General features: G+C 62.9%; 17 protein-coding genes. 5 read left to right on the plus strand and 12 right to left on the minus strand.

What is annotated here, in order from left to right; all coding sequences use genetic code 11:
- Positions 1–9: 9 nt before the first annotated feature.
- From NLY37_RS22205 to mdh, 10 genes are all read right to left on the minus strand, one after another.
- A complete protein-coding gene (locus NLY37_RS22205; RefSeq protein ID WP_023742116.1) occupies positions 10–765 on the minus strand; it encodes an SDR family oxidoreductase in 756 nt (251 codons plus the stop codon).
- A complete protein-coding gene (locus NLY37_RS22210; protein WP_023736766.1) occupies positions 762–1,268 on the minus strand; it encodes a hypothetical protein in 507 nt (168 codons plus the stop codon). The genes NLY37_RS22205 and NLY37_RS22210 overlap by 4 nt, the downstream gene beginning before the upstream one ends.
- Positions 1,265–2,002, minus strand: coding sequence for a DUF4241 domain-containing protein (locus NLY37_RS22215; RefSeq protein ID WP_050588431.1), 738 nt, complete (start codon positions 2,000–2,002; stop codon positions 1,265–1,267). The genes NLY37_RS22210 and NLY37_RS22215 overlap by 4 nt, the downstream gene beginning before the upstream one ends.
- Positions 2,003–2,018: 16 nt before the next feature.
- Positions 2,019–3,311, minus strand: a complete 1,293-nt coding sequence (odhB, locus tag NLY37_RS22220) for a 2-oxoglutarate dehydrogenase complex dihydrolipoyllysine-residue succinyltransferase (protein WP_023742114.1) — start codon at positions 3,309–3,311, stop codon at positions 2,019–2,021.
- 47 nt (positions 3,312–3,358) lie between these two features.
- The gene (locus NLY37_RS22225; RefSeq protein ID WP_023742113.1) at positions 3,359–6,346 is read right to left on the minus strand and encodes a 2-oxoglutarate dehydrogenase E1 component; all 2,988 of its coding nucleotides are present in this window, start codon (positions 6,344–6,346) and stop codon (positions 3,359–3,361) included.
- 127 nt (positions 6,347–6,473) lie between these two features.
- A complete protein-coding gene (gene sucD / locus NLY37_RS22230) occupies positions 6,474–7,379 on the minus strand; it encodes a succinate--CoA ligase subunit alpha (RefSeq protein ID WP_023683867.1) in 906 nt (301 codons plus the stop codon).
- A gap of 12 nt (positions 7,380–7,391) precedes the next feature.
- Positions 7,392–7,883 carry a DUF1579 family protein gene (locus tag NLY37_RS22235; RefSeq protein ID WP_023683866.1) on the minus strand — a complete coding sequence of 164 codons (492 nt, stop codon included), beginning with the start codon at positions 7,881–7,883 and terminating at the stop codon, positions 7,392–7,394.
- Positions 7,884–7,885: 2 nt separating this feature from the next.
- On the minus strand, positions 7,886–8,257 hold the full coding sequence (locus NLY37_RS22240) for a cupin domain-containing protein (RefSeq protein ID WP_023683865.1): 372 nt from the start codon (positions 8,255–8,257) through the stop codon (positions 7,886–7,888).
- A 6-nt stretch (positions 8,258–8,263) separates the two neighbouring features.
- Entirely contained in the window at positions 8,264–9,457 is a 1,194-nt protein-coding gene (gene sucC / locus NLY37_RS22245; protein ID WP_023683864.1) for an ADP-forming succinate--CoA ligase subunit beta, read from the minus strand.
- Positions 9,458–9,490: 33 nt separating this feature from the next.
- Positions 9,491–10,459, minus strand: a complete 969-nt coding sequence (mdh, locus tag NLY37_RS22250; RefSeq protein ID WP_023670541.1) for a malate dehydrogenase — start codon at positions 10,457–10,459, stop codon at positions 9,491–9,493.
- Positions 10,460–10,692: 233 nt separating this feature from the next.
- Between mdh and NLY37_RS22255 the strand changes: the two genes are divergently transcribed.
- The gene (locus tag NLY37_RS22255) at positions 10,693–11,121 is read left to right on the plus strand and encodes a GNAT family N-acetyltransferase (RefSeq protein ID WP_023683863.1); all 429 of its coding nucleotides are present in this window, start codon (positions 10,693–10,695) and stop codon (positions 11,119–11,121) included.
- 205 nt (positions 11,122–11,326) lie between these two features.
- On the opposite strand, the gene zapE is transcribed toward NLY37_RS22255, so the two are convergent.
- Both zapE and NLY37_RS22265 read right to left on the minus strand, forming a co-directional pair.
- Positions 11,327–12,511 (minus strand): cell division protein ZapE, encoded by a 1,185-nt coding sequence (gene zapE / locus NLY37_RS22260; protein WP_023683862.1) that lies wholly within the window; start codon positions 12,509–12,511, stop codon positions 11,327–11,329.
- Between the two features lie 30 nt (positions 12,512–12,541).
- A complete protein-coding gene (locus tag NLY37_RS22265) occupies positions 12,542–13,081 on the minus strand; it encodes a protease inhibitor Inh/omp19 family protein (RefSeq protein WP_023687689.1) in 540 nt (179 codons plus the stop codon).
- Positions 13,082–13,522: 441 nt separating this feature from the next.
- Here NLY37_RS22265 and NLY37_RS22270 point away from each other — a divergent pair, with 441 nt between their 5' ends.
- The 4 genes from NLY37_RS22270 (at position 13,523) to mtaB (ending at position 16,614) form a co-directional block, all read left to right on the plus strand.
- Positions 13,523–14,137, plus strand: coding sequence for a hypothetical protein (locus NLY37_RS22270; RefSeq protein ID WP_286440234.1), 615 nt, complete (start codon positions 13,523–13,525; stop codon positions 14,135–14,137).
- Between the two features lie 37 nt (positions 14,138–14,174).
- A complete protein-coding gene (locus tag NLY37_RS22275; RefSeq protein ID WP_023683859.1) occupies positions 14,175–14,336 on the plus strand; it encodes a DUF1328 family protein in 162 nt (53 codons plus the stop codon).
- A gap of 74 nt (positions 14,337–14,410) precedes the next feature.
- Positions 14,411–15,295, plus strand: a complete 885-nt coding sequence (gene dapF, locus NLY37_RS22280; RefSeq protein WP_023683858.1) for a diaminopimelate epimerase — start codon at positions 14,411–14,413, stop codon at positions 15,293–15,295.
- Entirely contained in the window at positions 15,295–16,614 is a 1,320-nt protein-coding gene (gene mtaB / locus NLY37_RS22285; protein WP_023683857.1) for a tRNA (N(6)-L-threonylcarbamoyladenosine(37)-C(2))-methylthiotransferase MtaB, read from the plus strand. Before dapF ends, mtaB begins: the two co-directional genes overlap by 1 nt.
- Positions 16,615–16,620 lie beyond the last annotated feature (6 nt).

Genomic DNA, 16,620 nt, shown 5'->3' on the forward strand with positions numbered 1-16,620 from the left:
TTGTGGCCTTCAGCGGCCGCCGCTGACATTCAGGATCGCGCCCGTCGTATAGGACGCCTCATCCGACAAAAGATAGAGAACCGCATGCGCGACTTCATCCGCCGTGCCGGCCCGTTTCATCGGCAGCATGTCACGGAACCGCGCGACCCGGTCCGGCTGGCCGCCCGAAGCGTGGATCTCGGTGTCGATAATGCCCGGCCGTATCGCATTGACGCGCACGCCTTCGGTCGCGACTTCGCGCGCCAGCCCGAGCGTGAACGTGTCGATCGCCGCCTTGGACGCAGCATAGTCGACATATTCGCCGGGCGAACCGTGTATCGACGCCGCCGACGATATATTGACGATGGCGCCACCCTTGCCGCCATTCTTGCTCGACATGCGCCTGACCGCTTCGCGCGCGCACAGAAACGAGCCGATGACATTGATGCGCATCATGCGCTCCAGCCGCGCCAGGCTCATCTCGTCGACGCGCGCCTTGACGTCGACGACGCCGGCATTGTTGACCAGCGCGTCGAGCCGGCCATAGGCGCGATCGACGGCTTCGAACATGGCGACGATGTCGGCTTCGACGCCGACGTCGCCCTTGACGGCAAATGCCTCGCCACCCGCCGCCTCGATTTCGTCGACCAGCGCCTTGGCGGCAGCCTCGTTCGAGGCATAGTTGACCGCGACCCGGTAGCGCGCCTTTGCCGCAAGCCGGCAGGTGGCCGCGCCAATGCCACGACTGCCGCCGGTGACCAGAAGCACCTTCTTGGACGCGCTCATTCCTGGCAACCTTTCAGCAGAAACACGTCCCATGGCAGTTTTGAGAAACCGTTCGGGCCGAAGGCCGTCGACATCTGCAGCGACGGCCCGAGATCGGGGAAGATCAGGCTCTGCGGCGCGTCCGTGCCTTCCGCCGCCAGGAGCGCGATGTTGCCCTTATCGTCGGCGCTGTAGATGACGCCATGCCAGACCGTGCAGGCGGCAAGCTCGTCACCGGTGACGTCGCCGGTCGGGCATTTGTACATCAGCGACCCTTGCGGTCGCGAAACACCGGATGTCCACATGACAATGCCGTCGAGAACGATGCCCTTGTCGAGCACCATCTTGAACGAGTTGGTGACGGTGACCGCATCCGTCGTCGGCCGGAAATCAATGCCGGCCTCGCTTTCGGCATCGCCATAGACAGCAAGCGCCAGCGGGCAGGCGGCATGCGCCTCGTAACCCGCTGCGAGAACAGCCAGCCCGGCCATAAATCCGATCATTGGCGAAGCGATGTTTGTCATGAATTGCTCGGGCTGCTCTCGCGGCCGTCGGCGTTTTCGATTACCTCGAAATCGGTCATCAAGACCAGCGGCTCGCCGGCCGCATCCAGTCCCCAGAAGGAATAATAGTTCCCATCACCGAAGCCAGTGTCGAACATGGCTATATTGAGCGGATTTCCATCAACCGGATTATCCATGCGGAACTTGTCGAACGAGCATGCAACGTCAGCAAGATAGCTGTCGAGTTCCTCCTGCTCGGACATCAGCGTCAGAACCGACTTGTCCATGAACGAAGCAACATTATCATCGACAATAAATCCAGACTTCCAGGACGATGTGCCGACGTCGCGGACGAAGGCAGCCAACTCCCACCGCACCGGCAAGCCAGTGCCAAACCGCAATACCGCTGCAGCAACACGGCCTTGCGCCTCAAGCAACGTGACTGGATAGCATCCCGGCCTGACCTTACGGCTAAACACAGGCCGTTCCAGCCCGGTAATCAGTGGATCGCAAGCGATGATTTCGCCGGTCGGTAGCTCAAGCTCACCGATCGCGGTGACGATGATCTTCCGCTCCGCCATTTCGGCTTCGCTGAGAGCGAAGACACCGAGATTGCTGCTCGCCGGCGCCGAATCCCATTCAGTCGATGTCGCCGGCGGAGAGATGGCGGCGGAAGCCGCCGGCCGGGAACGCCTCAATACTCTACCCGCTACTCGACCCAGCTTGAACCCAAACCGCGCCAGCCAGCCGCTCATGACGGATCAGCTCCGATCACAAATCAAGCACCAGCCGTTCGGGATCCTCCAGGCTATCCTTGACGCGGACCAGGAAGGTCACGGCTTCCTTGCCGTCGACGATACGGTGATCGTAGCTCAGCGCCAAGTACATCATCGGCCGGATCACGATCTGGCCGCCGACCACGACCGGCCGGTCCTGGATCTTGTGCATGCCCAAAATGCCGGACTGCGGCGCATTGAGGATCGGCGTCGACATCAGTGAGCCGTAAACGCCGCCATTGGAGATGGTGAACGTACCACCCTGCATGTCGGCGACCGAGAGCTTGCCGTCACGCGCGGCGATGCCCAGCCGGCCGATATCCTTCTCGATCTCGGCAATCGACATTTGGTCGGCATTGCGCACCACTGGCACGACGAGACCCTTTTCGGTGCCGACGGCAACGCCGATATGGGCATAGTTCTTGAAGATGATGTCGGTGCCGTCGATCTCGGCATTGACCGAGGGGATTTCCTTCAATGCGTGCGTAACCGCCTTGGTGAAGAAGCCCATGAAGCCGAGCTTCACGCCGTGCTTCTTCTCGAAGATGTCCTTGTACTTGGTCCTGAGCGCCATCACCGCTGACATGTCGACCTCGTTGAAGGTGGTCAGCATGGCGGCGGTCGACTGCGCTTCCTTGAGCCGGCGCGCAATGGTCTGGCGCAATTTGGTCATGCGCACGCGCTCCTCGCGCGACGCATCGTCGCCCGAAGACGGCGCACGCACCGCGACCGGAGCCGGTGCGGCCTTCGGAATTTCGGCCGGCTGCGACGGCGCGCCCTTGGAAATCGCGTCGAGCACATCGCCCTTCAGCACCTGGCCGCGCTTGCCCGAGCCAGAAACCTGGTCGACCGACAGATTGTTCTCGGCGATGAGCTTCGCGGCAGCTGGCGCCGGCGGCATTGTGCGCGGCTCGACCGGCCCGGCATCGCCGGCGATCTTGGCGGTCTCGGCCGCGGCCTGCTTGGTCGTATGTGCCGCGTCGGGGCTCGACGCCTGCGACACAGCTTGCGGCTTGGTCTCCTGCTTGGACGCCGGGGCGGCGGCAGCGCCTCCAGCCGAGATCGAACCCAGCAACGCGCCGACGCCGACGGTCTCGCCTTCCTTGGCGGTGATCTCGCCAAGCGTGCCGGCGGCGGCGGCAGGCACTTCCACCGTCACCTTGTCGGTTTCGAGCTCGACCAGCGGCTCGTCGACGGCAATGGCATCGCCGACCTTCTTGAACCACTTGCCGATGGTCGCCTCGGTGACGGATTCGCCGAGAGTGGGAACGCGGATTTCGGTAGCCATTGTGCTGTCCGTTTCTTCTCTGTCTGTTCTATTCGTCGGGTTTTGTTCTATTCGCCGAGCGCGTCTTCGAGCAGGGCAGCGAGCTGCGCCAAATGCTTCGACATCAAGCCGGTCGCCGGCGATGCCGCCGCTGGCCTGCCGGTATAGCGCACCCGTTGATGCTTGGCGTCGATATGCGCCAGCACCCATTCCAGATAAGGGTCGATGAACGACCATGCGCCCATGTTCTTGGGTTCCTCCTGGCACCACACCATCTCGGCATTGCGGAAGCGCGACAGTTCGGTGATCAGCGCCTTGGCCGGGAACGGGTAGAGCTGTTCGACGCGCAGGAGATAGATATCGTTGATGCCGCGCTTCTCGCGCTCCTCGTAGAGGTCGTAATAGACCTTGCCCGAGCACAGCACGACGCGGCGGATCTTGGAATCCTTGGTGAGCTTGATCGCCTGGTTCTGCAACAGCTGGGCGTCGTCCCACAAAAGCCGGTGGAACGAGCTTTCGCCCGAAATCTCCGGCAGCGTCGACACTGCCCGCTTATGGCGCAGCAGCGACTTCGGCGTCATCAGGATCAGCGGCTTGCGGAAGTCGCGCTTCAGCTGCCGGCGCAGTATGTGGAAGTAGTTGGCCGGCGTCGTGCAGTTGGCGACTTGCATATTGTCTTCGGCGCAGAGCTGCAGGAAGCGCTCGAGCCGGGCCGAAGAATGCTCCGGACCCTGGCCTTCATAGCCATGCGGCAGCAGGCATACCAGGCCTGACATTCTGAGCCACTTGCGCTCGCCCGATGAGATGAACTGGTCGAACACCACCTGGGCGCCGTTGGCGAAATCGCCGAACTGCGCTTCCCAGAGCGTCAGCGCCTTCGGCTCGGCCAGGCTGTAGCCATATTCGAAGCCAAGCACCGCCTCTTCCGACAGCATCGAGTTGATGACTTCGTAGCCGGCCTGCGCCGCCGACAGATTGTTGAGCGGGATGTAGCGGGTCTCGTCGCGCTGGTCGTAGAGCACGGAATGGCGCTGCGAGAAGGTGCCGCGTTCGGAATCCTGGCCGGAGAGCCGGATCGGATTGCCGTCGAGCAGGATGGCGCCGAAGGCCAGCGCCTCGGCCGTCGACCAGTCGATGCCTTCGCCGGAGTCGATCGCCTGGCGGCGGTTTTCGAGGAAGCGGATGATGGTCTTGTGCGCCTCGAAACCCTTCGGCACCTCGGTCAGTTTCTTGCCGATGTCCTTCAGCACCTTGACCGGCACGGCGGTCTTGCCGCGACGCTGTTCGTCCTGGTTGTCGGCGGTGCGCAGGCCGGACCAGGCGCCGTCCAGCCAGTCGGCCTTGTTGGGCTTGTAGTGCTGGCCGACTTCCCATTCGGATTCCAGATGGGCGCGCCAGTCGGCCTTCATCTTTTCGAGTTCGGCCTGGCTGATATGGCCCTCGGCGATCAGCCGCTCGCCATAGATCTGCACCGTCGTCTTGTGGTTGCGGATGTTGGCGTACATGATCGGCTGGGTGAAGGCTGGCTCGTCGCCCTCATTGTGGCCGAAGCGGCGGTAGCAGAACATGTCCACCACCACCGGCTTGTGGAACTTCATGCGAAATTCGATCGCCACCTTCGTGGCATGCACCACCGCTTCAGGGTCGTCGCCATTGACGTGGAAGATCGGCGCCTCGATCATCTTGGCGACGTCGGACGGATAGGGCGACGAGCGCGAGAAGCGCGGATTGGTGGTGAAGCCGATCTGGTTGTTGATGATGAAATGCAGCGTGCCGGCGACGCGGTGGCCGCGCAGGCCCGACAGGCCGAGGATTTCGGCGATCACGCCCTGGCCGGCAAAGGCGGCGTCGCCATGCAGAAGCAGCGGCAGCACCTTGGCGCGCTCTTCCAGCGGCACGATCTCCTCGCGGCTGCGGCCGAACAGATAGTCCTGCTTGGCGCGCGCCTTGCCCATCACAACCGGATCGACGATTTCCAGATGCGAGGGATTGGCGGTCAGCGACAGATGCACCTTGTTGCCGTCGAATTCGCGGTCCGACGAGGCGCCGAGATGGTACTTGACGTCGCCCGAGCCCTCGACCTCGTCAGGAGCGGCCGAGCCGCCCTTGAATTCGTGGAAGATGGCGCGGTGCGGCTTGGCCATCACCTGGGACAGCACGTTCAGCCGGCCGCGATGCGCCATGCCGAGCACGATCTCCTTCATGCCGAGCTGGCCGCCGCGCTTGATGATCTGCTCCAGCGCCGGGATCAGGCCTTCGCTGCCATCGAGGCCGAAGCGCTTGGTACCCTTGTACTTGACATCGATGAACTGCTCGAAGCCCTCGGCCTCGACCAGCTTCTGCAGGATCGCCTTTTTCCCCGTAGCGGTGAAGGAAATCTCCTTGTCGGCGCCCTCGATGCGCGCCTGGATCCAGGCCTTCTCCTCGGGATCGGAAATGTGCATGAACTCGACACCGAGCGTCGAGCAATAGGTGCGGGTCAGAATTTCCAGCATCTGCCGGATGGTGCCGAATTCGAGGCCGAGCACATTGTCGAGGAAGATCGGCCGGTCGTAGTCGGCTGCGGTGAAACCGTAATTCTCCGGCGACAGCTCGTTATAGTCCTCAAGCGGCTTGGCGATGCCGAGCGGGTCGAGATTGGCATGCAGATGGCCGCGCATGCGGAAGGCGCGGATCATCATGATGGCGCGCACCGAATCGCGCGTCGCCTGATGCACGTCGGCATCCGACAGCACGACGCCATTGGTGACCGCCTTGTCCTTGACCTTCTTTTCCAGATGCTTCTCGACGATGCCCCAATTGCCGTCCAGCGCCGACACCAGTTCGCCATTGGCCTGCAGCGGCCAGGAGGGCTTTGCCCAGGAAGCGCCCTTAGCGTTCTTGCGCACATCGCCGGCGTCGTCCTTCAGCCCGGCGAAGAAGTCCTGCCATTCGGGGTTTACCGACTCTGGATCATCCTCATAGGACGCGTACAGCGCGCCGATATAGTCGGCATTGCCGCCATACAGGAAAGAGGTGAGCGAAAATTGGTCGTTGGCCTGATCTTGTCTTGCCATTTTTGTCCGCGGAGCCTGGCTCCGTCTCCTTTTCAAAAGCGAATAGGGAGTAGCGAATAGCGAGTAGGGATTTTCCCGGGTCGCGCCGTTACTCTCTTTTCCCTATTCGCTATTCACTACTCGCTACTCACTTAGCCTTGATCGCCTCGACCAGTGTCGTGCCCAGACGCGCCGGCGATGGCGATACTTTAATGCCGGCCGATTCCATCGCCGCGATCTTGTCTTCCGCGCCGCCCTTACCTCCGGAAATGACCGCGCCCGCATGGCCCATGGTGCGACCGGCCGGCGCGGTGCGCCCGGCGATGAAGCCGGCCATCGGTTTCCTGCGGCCGCGCCTGGCCTCGTCCTTGAGGAACTGCGCGGCGTCTTCCTCGGCCGAACCGCCGATCTCGCCGATCATGATGATCGACTTGGTCTCGTCGTCGGCGAGGAACATTTCGAGCATATCGATGAACTCGGTGCCTTTGACGGGGTCGCCGCCGATACCGACGGCGGTGGTCTGGCCGAGGCCGACATTGGTGGTCTGGAACACTGCCTCATAGGTAAGCGTTCCCGAGCGCGAAACAACGCCGACCGAGCCCTTGCGGAAGATGTTGCCGGGCATGATGCCGATCTTGCATTCGTCGGGGGTGAGCACGCCGGGGCAGTTCGGGCCGATCAGCCGCGAGGTCGAGCGGTCGAGCCGCGCCTTGACCCTGACCATGTCCATCACCGGAATGCCTTCGGTGATGCAGACGATCAGCGGGATCTCGGCTTCGATGGCTTCGAGGATGGCTTCGGCGGCGCCCGCCGGCGGCACATAGACCACCGAGGCATTGGCGCCGGTCTTTTCCTTGCCCTCGGCAACGGAAGCGAAGATCGGCAGGTTTTCGCCCTTGGCGCCGGTCCAGGTCTCGCCACCCTTCTTGGGATGGATGCCGCCGACCATGTTGGTGCCGTGATAGGCCAGCGCCTGCTCGGTGTGGAACGTGCCGGTCTTGCCGGTCAGGCCCTGAACCAGCACCTTGGTGTTCTTGTCGATGAGAATGGACATCGGAGCCCTTTTCTAAAAACCGTTGATCGAGGAAGGCGAAACGCGCCGGTAGACGCCGCTCACCATGTCTTGCCAGCTGTCGCTGCCGGCAGGTTTGAGATGCAGTCGCATCCGGTAGGCATCGACATTGTCGAAAATATACGTCACGCGTGCTGAGCCACGCGGCGACGACCGCTCCAGAACCAGCTCATCGCCGTTCCACGTTCCTGTGGCCGGCGTGGGCGGCACAAAACCCATGGAGTCGAACTGGTGCATGGTGAAGAGCCTGTTTGGCTGGTCGAAGCCGAACACGCTGTGCGAGCCGAACGAGACCGTGCCGTCGCGGCGCTGGCGATAGCGCTGGACAACGAACAGTCCGCCGAACTGTGGCTCTGCCAGCACGTCCGACGTCGCCGGTCCGCCATCGGCCCACTGCGTTTCCGCCACCTCTTCCTCGCCGCGCCACGCGCCGACCAGCGCCTGCAGGCGCTGGTGATCGGCCGAGAGCGAGGAGAACGCGTTCATGATCAGAGCCGCTTCACGTCGGAGACGGTGAGGTCGCTCTTGGCGTTGCCGGTGTTGAGCGTCGTTGCCGGTTCGAACATCAGCACCACCGGCTCGGCGGTCAGCGACCGCGGCCGGTGCTCGACGCCGCGCGGCACGACGATGAAATCGCCCTCGCCGAGCTCGACCGGACCGTCGCGGAAATCGATGGCGATGCGCCCGCGCAGGACGAGGAAGGCTTCGTCCTCATGCTCATGCGCATGCCAGTCGAAGGTCTCGCCGAACTTGGCAACCTTCGCCTGGCTGTCATTGACATCGCCGGCGATGTGCGGATCGAAGACCTTGGTGATCTTCGCGTCCGCCGCCTCGACGAGGTTTATCTTGCGTGGAGGCATTCGCCTTCAGCCCTTCACCGCCGCCACGATCTTCTTGGCTGCGTCGTCGAGATCGTCGGCCGACACGACGTTGAGGCCGCTGTCGTTGATGATCTTCTTGCCGAGTTCGGCGTTTGTGCCTTCGAGGCGCACCACCAGCGGCACTTTCAGGCCGACTTCCTTGACCGCGGCAATGACGCCCTCGGCAATGATGTCGCACTTCATGATGCCGCCGAAGATGTTGATCAAAATGCCTTCGACCGCCGGGTCCCTGGTGATGATCTTGAACGCTGCCGTCACTTTTTCCTTGGACGCACCGCCGCCGACATCGAGGAAGTTGGCGGGTTCCGCGCCATAGAGCTTGATGATGTCCATCGTTGCCATGGCAAGGCCGGCGCCATTGACCATGCAGCCGATATTGCCGTCGAGCGCGACATAGGCGAGGTCGTATTTCGACGCCTCGATCTCCTTCTCGTCCTCTTCGGTGGTGTCGCGCAGTTCCATCAGTTCGGGATGGCGAAACAGCGCATTGTTGTCGAACGACACCTTGGCGTCCAGCACGCGCAGCCTGCCGTTCTTCATCACGATCAGCGGGTTGACCTCGAGCAGGCTCATGTCCTTCTCGACAAAGGCCTTGTAGAGGATCGGGAACAGCGTGCCGGCATCCTTGGCGGCATCGCCGTTTAGTCCCAGCGCTTCCACCAATATGTCGACGTCGATGGTCGTCACGCCTGCCAGCGGATCGATGGCGCGGGTGATGATCTTGTCCGGTGTGTCGTGGGCGACGCCTTCAATGTCCATGCCGCCCTCGGTCGAGACGACGAAAGCGATGCGGCCGAGCGAGCGGTCGACCAGGATCGACAGATAAAGCTCGCGCTCGATGTCTGCGCCGTCCTCGATATAAAGACGGTTGACCTGCTTGCCGGCGGGGCCGGTCTGCTTGGTCACCAGCGTGTGGCCAAGCATCTCATTGGCGTTGGCAACGACTTCGGCAACCGACTTAGCCATCCGCACGCCGCCCTTTGCGTCGGGCGACAGTTCCTTGAACTTCCCCTTGCCGCGGCCACCGGCGTGGATTTGGCTCTTCACCACATAGAGCGGGCCGGGAAGCGCTTGTGCCGCGGCTTCCGCTTCGCTTGCCTTGAACACCGGCACGCCTTCGGCCACCGGCGCGCCAAACGACTTCAGCAGCGCCTTGCCTTGATATTCATGGATGTTCATCTGGATGGTCTCCGGATCGGCTGCTTTGGGGGATTACTTCGAGGCGAGGTGCGGGGCGATCTTGACGCAAGCCTCGGTCAGGCCCTGCACTGTCGCCACCGAAGCGTCGAACATCTTCTGCTCGGCCTTGTTGAGGTCGATCTCGATGATGCGCTCGACGCCGCCGGCGCCGATGACAACGGGAACGCCGACATAGGTGCCCTTGACGCCATACTGGCCCGAGAGATGCGCAGCACAAGGCAGCACGCGCTTCTTGTCCTTGAGATAGGATTCGGCCATCGAAATTGCGGAAGCCGCCGGCGCGTAGAAGGCCGAGCCGGTCTTCAAGAGGCCAACGATCTCGGCGCCGCCGTCACGGGTGCGCTGGACGATCTGGTCGAGCTTTTCCTTCGAGGTCCAGCCCATCTTGATGAGGTCCGGCAGCGGAATGCCCGACACCGTGGAATAGCGGATCATCGGCACCATGGAATCGCCATGGCCGCCGAGCACGAAGGCGGTGACGTCCTCGACCGAGACCTTGAACTCCTCGGCCAGGAAATAGCGGAAGCGCGCGCTGTCGAGCACGCCGGCCATGCCGACGACATGGGTCTTGGGCAGGCCGGAAAACTTCTGCAGCGCCCAGACCATGGCGTCGAGTGGGTTGGTGATGCAGATGACGAAAGCCTTGGGTGCGTATTTCTTCAGCCCGGCGCCGACCTGTTCCATGACCTTGAGGTTGATGCCCAGCAGATCGTCGCGGCTCATACCCGGCTTGCGCGGCACGCCGGCAGTGACGATGCAGACATCGGCGCCCTCGATCCCGGCATAATCATTGACGCCGGTCAGCCGGGAGTCAAAACCGTCGACCGGCGAAGACTGCGCGATATCGAGCCCCTTGCCTTGCGGGATGCCCTCGGCAATATCGAATAGCACCACGTCGCCGAGGTCCTTGAGGCCGATCATGTGAGCGAGCGTGCCGCCGATCATGCCGGAGCCGATGAGCGCTATCTTGTTGCGTGCCATGTGAGGAAATTTTCCCTTTATCTGTGACGACGCCCAAATCTCTGGTGATCTGGTTGACGGCGTCGAGGAAGAGGCCGGAATGCTGTGATCTCAGCGAGATTTCGCGGCATCCAGTAGACCTGGTGGAAAATATATTCAATCGATTATTTTCGAGTGAATGATTTCAATCGGTTAGAAACATCGGGTTTTACGTAAACGTCAAAGCCTGTAAGCCGACTTGAGAGGTTTACACAATGAGCGTGGAAATCAGAAGACTATATCCAGGCGATGACGCCCTTGTGAAGCGCATCGCCGAAGACGTGTTCGATGAACTGGTACGGGCCGACAGACTGTCCGCCTACCTCGCCTCCTCAGGTCATATGATGATTGTGGCACTGGCCGATGGCGTCGTCGTCGGCCAGTGTGCTGCCGTCATCCACCGCCACCTGGACAAGGTCAGCGAACTCTACGTCGACGAGGTCGGCGTCTCACCCGCCTACCAGCGCCATGGCATCGCGCGAAAGATGCTCGACGCCATGTTCGCGCTCGGCCGCGCGCAGGGATGCGGCGAAGCCTGGTTCGGCACCGAATCGGACAATGTTCCAGCGCGCGCGCTTTATGAATCGCGCAAGGAGGTGCATGGGCCGGCGGGGTCGTTTGTGATGTATGTGTACGAGCTTTAGGCGTCGGCGGGACAGCGCCCCCTCTGCCTTGCCAGGCATTTCCCCCACGAGGGGGGAGATCGGACGTCACGCGACCTTTCGCCAATCTCCAATGGCCGCAGGAATGAGCGGAGCGCCGAAACCGCCAATCTCCCCCCGTGTGGGGGAGATGTCCGGCAGGACAGAGGGGGGCGAAGGATCACTACATAATGACCTCTTGGAACCCTCAGACCTGCGCTTCCGCGTTGTCCTTCTGCCGTTCCGCCCAGTCCTCCAGCCAGTCGCGGCTCTGCATTTCGATCAGGCGCGAGGCCGTGCGCTCGAATTCGAAGACCTCGTTGCCGCGCCTGGCCGTATAGAGCTCAGGCGGCGAGGCGTCGGCGCTTACCACCAGCCGCGTGTGATGATCGTAGAGCGTGTCTATCAGGAGGATGAAGCGCTTGGCCTCGTTGCGCTTGCCTTCGCCCAGCACCGGCACGTGATCGATGAAGACGGTCGAGAAGCGGCCGGCAATGGCCAGAAAATCGCGCGCGCCGAGCGGCTTTTCGCAGAGGTCGGCGAAGGAAAACCGCGCCGCATTGCCGGCAGCAGCCGGTATTCTCACCTGCCGCCCCTTGAGCGTCAGCGCGGTCTCGGCCGTCGGCGCTCCACGCGTCATCGCCTGCCAGGCCTCGTCGAGCACACGGTCGGCTTCGGCATCCGCCGGGGTGACATAAACCGGCGTGCGGGCGAGCTTTTCCAGCCGGTAGTCCTTGTCGGCATCGAGCGTCAGCACATGGGCGTGGCGCTCGAGAATGCTGATGAAGGGCAGGAAGAGTTGGCGGTTCAGCCCGTCGCGATAAAGATCCTGCGGCGCGACATTCGAGGTGGCGACCAGAACCACGCCATTGGCGAACAGCGCCGAAAACAGCCGCGACAGGACCATCGCATCGGCAATGTCGGTGACCGAAAACTCATCGAAGCACAGCACCCAGGCCTGTTCGGCAAGCTGAAGCGCGACCGGCGGGATCGGGTCGTCCTCCTTGACATCGCCGTTCTTGCGCGCCTGCCGGTGCTTCTGGATGCGGTCCTGCACATCGGCCATGAAGTCGTTGAAATGAACGCGGCGCTTGCGCCTGACCGGCAACAGCTCGAAGAACATATCCATCAGCATGGTCTTGCCGCGACCGACGCCGCCATGGATGTAGAGGCCCTTGACGGCCTCGCGCGTCTCGCGCTTGCGGGCAAACAGCCAACCGAGCGCGCTCGACTTGTGCGCCAGCCGCTTGACCGAGATCTCGTCGGTCAGCCGGTCGAGCGCGGCGGCGATGCGCTCCTGCGCAGGATCGCGCTCGATGGCGCCGGTTGCGACCAGATGGTCGTAGCGCTGCCTGACGGTCGCATGGGTCTGGAGGCCGTCACGCAGATGCATCGGTCACGTCGCTGTCTAGGGATAGGCAGCCTATCTTGTAAGCGATATCGGCAAGCCGTTGGTAGTCTGGCCGTCGAATTTCGAACCGCCCGAGGAATAGAGCCGCGCCAGCGTGCCGCCATTCTCGTCATAGAGCGTCAGCTGCTTGCCGGCGACGTTCCACGATTTGATGCCGTCGATGGGCGGCGGGCAATGCAGCGGCCCGGCGCGGAAGCCGGCGCCGAATTTGGTCTGCGGCGTCGCCACCTTGCAGCTCTGTCCGGACACGCTGGCGTTCCAAACGCCGGCAACGCTCGCAGCGGTAAGGTCGGAGGCTCCGGCCGGCGCCGATCCGTCCGGCGGCAGCGAGGCGACCTGCGCGCCTGCCGGCGCGGTCGGGAATTGCGACGGGTCGGTGGTGCCCGGCGCTGCCGGGGGAGGCAGCTGGCTTCCGCTCACCGTGCCGGCGGGCGCCGGCTGCAGCGGGGCGGGCTGCTGGTCATCCATCGATGAAAAACGCGAGGTCGAACAGCCGCTCGCAACGAGCGCTGCCAGCGATACGGCCATCAGCCCGCTTCTCGAAAAAATCATTCCAACCTCCGTCGGATCCGGCTGGGGGGAAGCCGTCCGCACAATCTCACCCCTCACCAAGATGGAGAAGGTGGCGAAATTTCAACCCGATATGGTTAAAATAGGGTTTGCACCACGAATTGTTGTAAATTTGTCGCAAAATGGCTGGCGCACAAAAGGCATGTCTTCGCTCTAGCGCGGTTCCAACCGGTACATTGGTTGCGAAAGCGGCACCGGAGCCCGCAGCAGTCGGCGCATCGGCGGTCGAGCGCAAATGCCGGCGCAAAACTGACTGAAGCGCTTGAGGCGCAAGGCCTGGGTGAGCGGTTTCGCGCCTTCCGTCCGGGCGAGATTTGGGACGTTCCCGAGATCGAGCGCGGCTGAAGTCTGCATTTGGCCGTTTACGGCACTGCCGTTTTAGCCGATGGTCTATCGCAACAGGGGGAACAGATGAAATCAATCTTGGCAGTTTTGATCGCGCTGGTAATTTCGACGCCGGCCGCTTTCGCGGGTGAAATCACCGATCGCGCCGCTGAAGCCGAAAAGGCACTGCAGGCGGGTGATGGTGCCGGCGCGCTGGACAAATTCCGCAGCGCCGAGGACGCTCTGTGGCAAGCGATGCCGCTTGGCGTGCAAAATGTGAAGCACATCATGTCGGCCAGCGGGTTCGGGGCCTACGCCGAGCGCCCGAACCATGTCTACAAGCCGGGCGAAGAGATTGTGCTTTATATGGAGCCGGTCGGTTACGGCTACGGCTCGGATGGGCTCGGCAACAACCAGATCGCGCTTTACGTTGACCTTACCGTGCTTTCCCAGTCGGGCGAGAAGCTGGGAACCGTCGAAAAGCTTGGCCGGGTCCAGCTCGCCTCGCGCTCGCATAACCGAGAGATGTTCTTCAAATTAAACGTCTCCCTGGATGGCGTTCCCCCGGCAAATACCGCGCGGATTTCCTCATGCACGACGAGAACTCGCAAAAGACGGCGCCTTTCACGACCGACTTCGAGATTGCCGAATAGCGCGCCCAGTCGGAAAGAGCATCGCGGCAACGGAACCAGAGCGCCGCAGATGCGTTCTTAAGCCGGCTGCAGGCCAGTCAATTTGCGAGGCATTGTCCATGATCAAATGGATCATCATTCTTCTCATCGTTGCTGCCGCCGCCAGCCTGCTCGGCATGCCGGCGCTGGCCGGTGCCGCCGCCACCGGCGCGCGCGTGCTGATCGGCATCGTTCTCGTCATCTTCCTGCTGATCGTGCTCGGCGTTTTCGCGGTAACCTAAACGCAGCCCACACTGGTAATTCCCGCCCGTTTCCGCCATATAGCGGCGAAACGTACAGGAAATTACCTCAGATCATGGCAGGCACTGCCCCCTTCGCCAAGATGAACGGCATCGGCAACGAAATCATCGTCGCCGACATGCGTGGCCGTGCCGATAGGGTCACGGCGGCGTCGGCTGTCGCGCTGAACGCCGATGCGGCGACCAGGTTCGACCAGATCATGGCGGTCCACGATTCGCGCACGCCGGGCACCGCCTTTTACATCGACATCTTGAATTCCGACGGCTCGGGCGCGCAGGCCTGCGGCAACGGCATGCGCTGTGTCGTCCAGGCGCTGGCCGCCGAAACCGGCCAGAAGACTTTCACCTTCGAGACCCGCGCCGGCATCCTCAACGCCGTCGAACATGCCGACGGCACCATCTCGGTCGACATGGGCACTCCGCGCTTTGGCTGGCAGGACATTCCGCTGGCCGAGGAATTCCGCGACACCCGCATGATCGAGTTGCAGATCGGCCCCATCGACGCGCCGGTGCTGCATTCGCCTTCGGCTCTCTCGATGGGCAACCCTCACGCTATCTTCTGGGTCGACAACGATGTCTGGTCCTACGAACTCGAGCGTTTCGGCCCGCTGCTCGAAAACCATCCGATCTTCCCCGAGCGCGCCAACATCACCATCGCCCAGGTAACGTCGCCGGAGACGATGATCATCCGCACCTGGGAGCGCGGCGCCGGCCTGACCAAGGCTTGCGGCTCGGCCGCTTGCGCTTCCGTCGTCGCCGCTGCCCGCACCCGGCGCACCGGCCGCAGCGTTACGCTGATGACGCCCGGCGGCGGCTCGCTGCATGTGGAATGGCGCGACGACGACCACGTCATCCTGACCGGCGCTGCCGAATGGGAGTTTTCCGGCAATTTCGATCCGTCGACCGGCACCTGGGCCCGCGACACCGAAAGCGCGGCCTGATGTCTGCACTTGCCGATACCAAGGGCCCCAACTCCCAAGGCATAGACGTCGTCACCTTTGGCTGCCGTCTCAACACCTATGAATCCGAAGTGATGCGCCGCGAGGCCGAAAGCGCAGGTCTCGGCGCGCTCAAAGGCGGCGCCATTATCTTCAACACCTGCGCCGTCACCGCCGAAGCGGTGCGCCAGGCCAGGCAGTCGATCAGAAGGGCCCGCCGCGAAAATCCGGCGGCGCGCATCATCGTCACCGGCTGCGCCGCGCAAACCGAACCGCAGAATTTTGCCGCCATGGACGAGGTCGACCTCGTGCTTGGCAACGAAGAGAAGCTGAAGGCCAACTCCTACCGCGCGCTGCCGGATTTCGGCGTCAACGACACCGAGAAGGCGCGCGTCAACGACATTTTCTCGGTGCGCGAGACCGCCGGTCATATGGTGGACGCCATCGAGGGCCGGGCGCGCGCTTTCGTGCAGGTGCAGAATGGCTGCGACCACCGCTGCACCTTCTGCATCATCCCCTACGGCCGCGGCAATTCGCGCTCGGTGCCGATGGGCGCCGTGGTCGAGCAGGTCAAGCGTCTGGCCGGCAACGGCTATGCCGAGATCGTGCTGACCGGCGTCGACATGACCTCTTTCGGCGCCGACCTGCCGGGCGCGCCGAAGCTGGGAAAGCTGGTGAAGACCATCCTGAAGCAGGTGCCTGACGTGAAGCGGCTGCGGCTGTCCTCCATCGATTCGATCGAAGCCGACGACGATCTGCTGGACGCCATCGCCACCGAGCCCAGGCTGATGCCGCATCTGCATCTGTCGCTGCAATCAGGTGACGACATGATCCTGAAGCGCATGAAGCGCAGGCATTTGCGCGACCAGTCGATCCGCTTCTGCGAGGATGTGCGCAAGCTGCGCCCCGAAATCGTCTTCGGCGCCGACATCATCGCCGGCTTCCCGACCGAGACCGAGGAAATGTTTCAGAATTCGATAAAGATCGTCGAGGAATGTGGGCTGACGCACCTGCATGTCTTCCCGTTTTCGCCGCGCGAAGGCACGCCCGCCGCGCGCATGCCGCAGGTCCGCCGCGAATTGGTCAAGCAGCGCGCGGCCCAGCTGCGCGCCGTCGGCGAGGCCGCCTATCGCCGCCATTTGTCGTCGCTCCCGGGAACGCGCCAGTCGATCCTGGTCGAGCGCGACGGCCTCGGCCGCACCGAAGGGTTCACGCTTGCCGCGCTAGGCACAGGCGCGCCGGGCGAGATCGTCGAGGCAGACATCACCGGCCATGATGGGGCGCGCCTGATAGCCTCGCCCCTCACTGCCCGCGCCGCCTGAGACGAT

Origin of the sequence: Mesorhizobium sp. C395A (assembly GCF_030323205.1) — a bacterium.
Classification (GTDB): domain Bacteria; phylum Pseudomonadota; class Alphaproteobacteria; order Rhizobiales; family Rhizobiaceae; genus Mesorhizobium.

Excerpts from the sequence above, each read along its gene's own strand:
- NLY37_RS22205 (WP_023742116.1), bottom strand. The coding sequence starts at position 765 with ATGAGCGCGTCCAAGAAGGTGCTTCTGGTCACCGGCGGCAGTCGTGGC.
- dapF (WP_023683858.1), top strand. The coding sequence starts at position 14,411 with ATGGCAGGCACTGCCCCCTTCGCCAAGATGAACGGCATCGGCAACGAA.
- NLY37_RS22265 (WP_023687689.1), bottom strand. The coding sequence starts at position 13,081 with ATGATTTTTTCGAGAAGCGGGCTGATGGCCGTATCGCTGGCAGCGCTC.
- NLY37_RS22225 (WP_023742113.1), bottom strand. The coding sequence starts at position 6,346 with ATGGCAAGACAAGATCAGGCCAACGACCAATTTTCGCTCACCTCTTTC.
- NLY37_RS22275 (WP_023683859.1), top strand. The coding sequence starts at position 14,175 with ATGATCAAATGGATCATCATTCTTCTCATCGTTGCTGCCGCCGCCAGC.
- sucC (WP_023683864.1), bottom strand. The coding sequence starts at position 9,457 with ATGAACATCCATGAATATCAAGGCAAGGCGCTGCTGAAGTCGTTTGGC.
- sucD (WP_023683867.1), bottom strand. The coding sequence starts at position 7,379 with ATGTCCATTCTCATCGACAAGAACACCAAGGTGCTGGTTCAGGGCCTG.
- NLY37_RS22215 (WP_050588431.1), bottom strand. The coding sequence starts at position 2,002 with ATGAGCGGCTGGCTGGCGCGGTTTGGGTTCAAGCTGGGTCGAGTAGCG.
- NLY37_RS22210 (WP_023736766.1), bottom strand. The coding sequence starts at position 1,268 with ATGACAAACATCGCTTCGCCAATGATCGGATTTATGGCCGGGCTGGCT.
- NLY37_RS22240 (WP_023683865.1), bottom strand. The coding sequence starts at position 8,257 with ATGCCTCCACGCAAGATAAACCTCGTCGAGGCGGCGGACGCGAAGATC.
- mtaB (WP_023683857.1), top strand. The coding sequence starts at position 15,295 with ATGTCTGCACTTGCCGATACCAAGGGCCCCAACTCCCAAGGCATAGAC.
- odhB (WP_023742114.1), bottom strand. The coding sequence starts at position 3,311 with ATGGCTACCGAAATCCGCGTTCCCACTCTCGGCGAATCCGTCACCGAG.
- NLY37_RS22235 (WP_023683866.1), bottom strand. The coding sequence starts at position 7,883 with ATGAACGCGTTCTCCTCGCTCTCGGCCGATCACCAGCGCCTGCAGGCG.
- mdh (WP_023670541.1), bottom strand. The coding sequence starts at position 10,459 with ATGGCACGCAACAAGATAGCGCTCATCGGCTCCGGCATGATCGGCGGC.
- zapE (WP_023683862.1), bottom strand. The coding sequence starts at position 12,511 with ATGCATCTGCGTGACGGCCTCCAGACCCATGCGACCGTCAGGCAGCGC.
- NLY37_RS22255 (WP_023683863.1), top strand. The coding sequence starts at position 10,693 with ATGAGCGTGGAAATCAGAAGACTATATCCAGGCGATGACGCCCTTGTG.